This window comes from Acinetobacter sp. YQ_14, assembly GCF_043102985.1.
GTDB lineage: Bacteria > Pseudomonadota > Gammaproteobacteria > Pseudomonadales > Moraxellaceae > Acinetobacter > Acinetobacter venetianus.
The window spans coordinates 74,045-81,186 of sequence record NZ_JBICJJ010000016.1 but is presented as its reverse complement, the minus strand read 5'-3'; the positions used below and the strand labels follow the sequence as shown (position 1 = coordinate 81,186).

Below are 7,142 nucleotides of genomic sequence, written 5' to 3'. Positions count from 1 at the left end.
TTATACAAAATAGACTAATTTGTCTATTTTGTATAATTATCGTTAAAAAGATTTGTTTTGTCTTTCATAAATTCCATCACTCATTATTTTATAAATATTTTCTAAATCAGCACGATGCGCATTTATTAATAGATTACGGTGCATACTCAATATATTTTGATCACCACGCATTGCTGGCCCAGTCTGCATTTTTTGAGGATCATTCTGCATTGCTTTATTTGCTGTTTCCATAATCAAAGGGAATAACAAATTAAAATCAACACTTTCGGCATCTACAATTTGCTTGGCCATGTCATAACAATAATTACTAAAGTTACAAGCAAACACAGCAGCTAAATGTAATGTTTGACGCTGTTTAGAACTATATTGATAAACACAATCACTTAATTCATTTGCTAATTCAGTTAATAAGTTTAGATCTTGTGTGTTGGTCGCCTCAACAAATAAAGGTGTATCTGACCAGTTGACTTCTCGCTCAAAACTGAATGTTTGTAATGGATAAAATACCCCTGCTCGAAGATGTGATTCGGTAAGGACTGATAAACTCGTACTGCCAGAGGTATGAACAATTAGGCTATCGGGAACATATTGAGACAAGTTTTTAATTAACTCAGAAATTGCTTGATCACTTACAGCAATAATGACTAGATCGGTCTGGCTATCTAGTTGCTCTATTTGATTAATTGCTTCTGCATTTACTCGATCTGCTAAGTTTTGTGCTTTCTGCTTATCTCGGCTAAAAACTTGAATAATTCTATGCTTTTTTTCTAAAACTAAAGCCAAATGGTTTGCCACACGTCCAGCGCCAATCAATGTAATCCGCATCATCTCAATCTAGAATATTTATTTGCACAAAGCTAAGCATGCCAATAAAAAACGGATGAAGCAATTTGTGCTTTTATAATTTATACATTGAATACAACATTTCCCAATTTAATCAAAAGACTTCCTTCACCAAGTTCAAAATACTTATTGAGCAACAGATGCATCCAAATCATCTACAGGAACTTCGAGCTGCTGATGATGACAAGACTGCCACAACCACACAATTAATAAACCAAGTATCAAAAAGCCAATAATTGGAAAAATACCAATCTTTCGTTCAAAGTTTACCGATGAATGATTTGATTCTGCGTATAGATTTGACGGATTTAAGATTAAACCAATTGGCGCTAATAAACTGATTGCCCAAAGTGGTAATAAGGATTGAATCGAATCCTTATGATTTTTCAAATAATTCAAAATGCTAGAGCTATCACTCCCTGCTTCATTTGTTAATATTGTTAAGCATTTTGGAATTGCTTTATTGATAATTTGTTCAGCTTCAAATGAAGTAAGTTTAGCTGTTAAAATATTGGCTAAAAGTGCAGTTTTAATTCGTTCATTATGACCAAGTAAATCCGATAATGAAGGCATAATAATTTCTTTCAGCTTCTGAATAAATTCAGGCTTAGCCATTAATATTGATAAAAATATTGGATAAAATTTGGAAAGCAAAGCACTTTTTTCATTAGATAAATTATCTTGCTCATGAATCAGCTCGGAGGTAACTTTTTTCTTTAACAATTCCATTGGATTTGTCGACATGGTAATAACTCCAATAAATATAATTTTTTATCTAGATCGCTTATTTAATTTTCTGTTTCACAGCTTCAAAAAATTTTCTTATTTTAGCTAATTATCTTGTTTTTATTCGTTTTTTATATCATATAAATACAATATTCATATTTTGGTTTACAAAGCAGAATAAGTGATCAAGTCTTATTCTGCTCATTTTTAGACAAGCTTATACAAAAGTATTAAGCACTTTACCTGTCAATTGCTGACCAAGTAATGGCGTATTTTTACCTTGCGAAATAATCGTGTCTTTAGAAACTGTCCATGTCAGTGTAGGATCAACTAAAACCCATCCAGACTCACACTGCCAACGTGCTGTCATATTCGCAACAGCTGCTGGAGTCGAAGTGACTTTTTCAACCCATTCTAAAGGTTCAAAAACACCCTCCTGAATAAGTTGAATGCCTAAACCAACATAAGTATCAAAAGCCGTAATACCCGATTGAGTCTCAGCAAAAGGTGCCATCTTCGCAGAACTGCTTAATGGCTCGTGATGTGTACAAATTGCATCAATCACGCCATCTTTTACACCTTCGCGCAATAACTCTTTATCTTGAATTGATCGTAATGGTGGGCGAACATGTGCAAGTGAATTGAAGCCATCTGTTAACTCTTCGGTTAAATGCAGTTGATGCATTGCAACATCAGCAGTCACAGGTAAGCCTTTATTTTTTGCAGCGCGGATCAACTCAACAGAAGCACCACAAGACAATAAACCAAAATGTGCTCTCACACCTGTTGCTTCAATCATTAAAAGATACTTTGCAATTGCAACCGTTTCGGCAATTGCTGGAATCATTGGCAAACCTTGACGTGAGGCAATAAAACCTTCATGTGCACAACCATCTTTTGCAATTTGCGGCTCTTCTGCATAGAAAACTACGGTTAAACCCAAACCTGCTGCATATTCTAATGTACGAATCACAACATCATCATTTTCAAAAGCAGCGTTTGCATTTGAAACAGCCGTACAACCACCTTTCTTTAAACCCGCCATGTTTGCAGGTTGCTTTCCATTTAAACCTTGGGTTTGTGCACCAATGATTTGTAAATAAATACCACCATCCAGTTTTGCTTTTTCAATCAAGCCATGAATGAGTGCACCATTATCTTGAACAATTGGCTTGGAGTCTGGTGGTGTTATAACATGCAAAATACCATTTGCGAGTGCCGCTTTACCTTCTGACTTTAGAGTGCCGTGTTGTTGCTGACCAGGTTCACGCAGACGTGCACAGAGATCGACCATTGTCGGCATTAGCCATTTATCTTGACCATCGATGGTTTCATCAACTTGATCTACAGCATTGATCAACTTGCCATTTTCAAGATAAACCGTTTTCACTTGATCAGTCTTCTCAATCGGATCGAGCACACGGACATTTTCAATTTTTACAATACTCATGTGATCTATCCTTTATAGTGAAATCGCTTCAATTAAACCTTGCTCTTGGAGCTGCCCTTGCATTGCTAATGCCAGTACTGCCATACGTACAGCAATACCGTTGGTCACCTGTCTAAGAATCACAGATTGATTACCATCAGCAACACTTGAATCAATTTCTACACCGCGATTCATTGGTCCAGGATGCATCACAATACAATCAGGTTTAGCTAAAGCGAGACGTTCTTTATTTAAACCATACATCTTGTAAAATTCAGATTGTGAAGATAGTGCTGGAGAATCAATACGCTCATTTTGAATACGTAGCGCGATGATCACGTCACAATCCGTCACACCCTCATCCATTTTGTTAAATAGACGAACATGCTCACCATATTCATTGAAGCCAACTGGTAATAAAGTGTTCGGTGCAATCACGCGAATATCTTTGCAACCAAGTGTTTGCAATGCCGCCACGTTTGAACGTGCAACACGCGAGTGTTTAATATCACCAATAATTGCGACAGAAAGTTGTTCAAATGGCTTATTGGTTTCACGACGAATGGTCAACATATCTAACATGGCTTGAGTCGGATGTGCATGTCGACCATCGCCTGCATTAATGATTGCGACATTAGGACAAACATCTTTAGCAATAAAATGTGCTGCCCCAGAAGATGAATGACGAACCACAAAAATATCCGCAGCCATCGCTTCTAAATTCCAAAGCGTATCTCGTAACGTTTCACCTTTCGATGTACTTGAACGTGCAATATCAATATTTAAGACATTGGCTGACAAACGTTTTGCCGCAGCCTCAAATGTTGTACGTGTACGAGTTGAGTTTTCAAAGAAAAGATTCATCACCGTTAGTCCTTCTAATAAAGGACGATTGATCAAATTATTATTTTCATCTAAGAAGCTTTGCGCTGTATCTAAAATCTTGGTAAGGCTTTCTTTGGAAAGGCCTTCAATAGTTAAAAAGTGCTTGAGATTTCCTTGTTGATTGAGTTGAATCTGACTCAAAGTATGCAATGCCGCCAAGTGCATAAGAGATTCCTGACACGTTAAGTTAACGCATTATACAGATTTTGGATTTCATGCGCAGTTGAACTTTTCAGCACTTAAGTAAAATCTCTAGATCTTTTTCATAATCTTATTTTTATTCAACATGAGAACATCCATTCTGAATATTCTAAAAGAAAGATAAGGATGTAAACATCAGTGCTACATCCTTTTAATTTTATATTTTTTAATGACTTATAATTTACCTTAATGCACCAATATAGTGATGGTGAACTTGCGCTTGATAAATTTCCTCTGCTGTCACGTCCATCGAATATGTTTCTTGATGCACTTCTTTTTGTTTTTTAGCTTCAACCTTCGACTCTTCGATTATTACAGCTGGTTCAGGATATAAATCAATTAATGGGCGCAAACGTGTCACTTGTTTTTCTAACTCTTCATCTTCAGTCGATAAAGCGATCTCAACAATATGCTTTGCATAATCTTTATTATTCACGAGATACATCACATCAATTACACGTCCACATACACGTCTTAAACGTACATACATTTGCGTTGCAATTGCAAAAGCTTCAGCATTTACTAGCACTTCACTATTCATGTTCTCTTTCATAACAACCCCACAGCCATTCAATTAAAATTCTTAAGTTTCATCAGCTTTGAATTAAATAACTCACTGATAATCTGCAAACTAAAAAGCAAAATATGTACCAATAATTAAAAATAATGAGAAAAAATGACTATGGTCACATAATCTAATTTAAGTGATTCATCATTTCATTGATAAAATAATGGCGTTTAATTGATGATAAAGCTGACAATCACACAAATATGCACCGACAGAACAAACAAAAATCAGTTAAAATAGCCGATTGCTGAATTGCTTTGGAAATTTGAATGAACGCTAAACCACGTCTAACAGACTATTGGGTGACCTGTGCAGACGGGCTTGAAACCTTATTACAACAAGAACTCGAAGATTTAGGCATTCAAAATATCCAACGCTTTGCTGGACGTTTAGTATTTAAAGGCACTCTCGAAAATGCTTATCGCGTTTGCATGTGGTCACGTCTTGCATCTCGTGTACTGTTACCTATTCATACACATGAACTGGAATTTACCCACGATGCACGAGATGTCGCAGAAGAACTCTATGAAGGTGCAATCAGCTTTGATTGGTCACTTATTTTAGCACCACAAAGTACCTTTGCAGTTCGTTTACACGTCGAACGTGAGATTAAAGTAAATACCCAATTCGCCACTTTACGTGTAAAAGACGGCGTTGTTGATTCATTTATGGAAGCAGTTGGTAAGCGACCAAGTATTGATATTAAACAACCTGAAATTACATTATATGTTTTAGCTGGTAAAACAGAACATACCTATTGCTTAGACTTATCTGGTGATTCTTTGCATAAACGCGGCTATCGTCGTTATATGACAGATGCACCAATTAAAGAAAACTTAGCTGCTGCAATCTTACAAAAAGCACAACTCAGCCAATATCAGCCGGATATTATTCTTGACCCAATGTGTGGTTCAGGCACATTTATTATTGAGTCTTTATTGATCTTGACAGATCGTGCGCCTGGTTTAGTCCGTCGTTTTGGTTTTAATGGCTGGCATGGACATGATCGTGAATTATGGTTATCACTGAAAGCTGAAGCCGCAGAACGTCATGAAAAAGCATTAGAACAACCATTACCTAAATTTTATGCTTACGATGCTGATTGGGAAGCGGTCAAAGCAACTCGTCAAAATATCATTGCTGCTGGCTTTGAAAAACTTCTTGATCAAATCCAGATTGAAGAACGTACTTTAGCTGATTGGGATGATTTCCATGCTGAAGGTAAAAAAGCATTTATCGTAACAAATCCTCCTTATGGTGAGCGTCTAGGTGATAAAGCATCTAATCGTTCTTTATATCTAGGTCTTTCTGCCCTTTTACAAAAGAATTTCCCAAATCAACGTGCAGCAATTATCGCAGCACAAGTTGAACAAGCAGATGTACTTGCTTTTAATGACCCGCAAACCCTACGTTTGATGAATGGTAAGTTACCAATTTACATTCGTTTTGGCACAGTGAAGCCTGCGACTGTCACTCAACCATTCTTGGCAAATTGGCAACCACAACAATTTGACCCAATCGAAGGTGCTGAAGACTTTACCAATCGTTTGCAGAAAAATATGCAAGCCTTGAAAAAATGGGCTGTTAAAGAGAATGTTTACTGTTTACGTTTATATGATGCAGATTTGCCAGATTTTAATCTAGCAGTTGATTTATATGGCGATAAGCTACACGTTCAAGAATATGCGCCACCTAAGAAAATTGATCCAGAGAAAGCAAAAAAACGTTTTAACCTTGGCCTTGCTGCAATCCGTGCAGTCACAGGTCTTGGACGTGATGCTATCTTTATTAAAACTCGCGCCCGTCAAGCTGGAACAAATCAGTACACCAAACAAAGTACTGCATCCAAACGTTTTATTGTGCAGGAAGGCAATGCACGTATCTTGGTGAATCTGACCGATTATCTGGATACAGGTTTATTCTTGGATCACCGTCAAATTCGTTTGAAAATTGCTAAAGAAGCTCGTGGCAAACATTTCTTGAATTTATATAGCTATACTTCTACCGCAAGCTTACATGCTGCGCTTGGCGGTGCAGCAAGCACAACAAGTGTCGACTTATCGAACACCTACCTCGGTTGGTCAAAAGAAAACTTTGTTTTAAATGGTTTAACCGTAGATCATGCAGATGAACAACATATGTTCTTTGCAAGTGATTGTTTTGAATGGTTAAAAGAAGGTCATGAACAATACGACTTAATTTTTATTGATCCACCAACTTTCTCAAATTCGAAAAAGTTCTATGGAACTTTTGATGTGCAGCGTGATCATGTCTCTCTCCTTAAACGAGCAATGAATCGCTTAACAAGTGATGGCACACTCTATTTCTCAAACAACTATCGTGGTTTTGAGTTAGATGAAGAAATCGAAGCACTCTATAAAGTTGAAGAAATTACGTCTGAAACAATTGGTTTAGACTTTAAGCGTAATCAAAAAATTCACCGTGCTTGGAAAATTCAACATTTAGGAATGTCATAAATTTTAACTTTGG

General features: G+C 36.7%; 6 protein-coding genes. 1 reads left to right on the top strand and 5 read right to left on the bottom strand.

The genetic code is table 11. The annotated features are described in order from the left end of the window. Window positions 1–42: 42 nt before the first annotated feature. From ACF8D3_RS08795 to ACF8D3_RS08775, 5 genes are all read right to left on the bottom strand, one after another. Window positions 43–825 (bottom strand): Rossmann-like and DUF2520 domain-containing protein, encoded by a 783-nt coding sequence (locus ACF8D3_RS08795; RefSeq protein ID WP_392471148.1) that lies wholly within the window; start codon window positions 823–825, stop codon window positions 43–45. A 144-nt stretch (window positions 826–969) separates the two neighbouring features. Next, window positions 970–1,587, bottom strand: coding sequence for a hypothetical protein (locus tag ACF8D3_RS08790; RefSeq protein ID WP_392471147.1), 618 nt, complete (start codon window positions 1,585–1,587; stop codon window positions 970–972). A 199-nt stretch (window positions 1,588–1,786) separates the two neighbouring features. Further along, window positions 1,787–3,019: a dihydroorotase gene (locus ACF8D3_RS08785; RefSeq protein ID WP_278395783.1), complete on the bottom strand. Its 1,233-nt coding sequence runs from the start codon at window positions 3,017–3,019 to the stop codon at window positions 1,787–1,789. Window positions 3,020–3,031: 12 nt separating this feature from the next. Continuing rightward, a complete protein-coding gene (locus tag ACF8D3_RS08780) occupies window positions 3,032–4,048 on the bottom strand; it encodes an aspartate carbamoyltransferase catalytic subunit (RefSeq protein ID WP_004880184.1) in 1,017 nt (338 codons plus the stop codon). A gap of 217 nt (window positions 4,049–4,265) precedes the next feature. Beyond that, entirely contained in the window at window positions 4,266–4,637 is a 372-nt protein-coding gene (locus ACF8D3_RS08775) for a hypothetical protein (RefSeq protein ID WP_034605177.1), read from the bottom strand. A 284-nt stretch (window positions 4,638–4,921) separates the two neighbouring features. Here ACF8D3_RS08775 and rlmKL point away from each other — a divergent pair, with 284 nt between their 5' ends. Beyond that, on the top strand, window positions 4,922–7,129 hold the full coding sequence (gene rlmKL, locus ACF8D3_RS08770) for a bifunctional 23S rRNA (guanine(2069)-N(7))-methyltransferase RlmK/23S rRNA (guanine(2445)-N(2))-methyltransferase RlmL (protein ID WP_392471146.1): 2,208 nt from the start codon (window positions 4,922–4,924) through the stop codon (window positions 7,127–7,129). Window positions 7,130–7,142 lie beyond the last annotated feature (13 nt).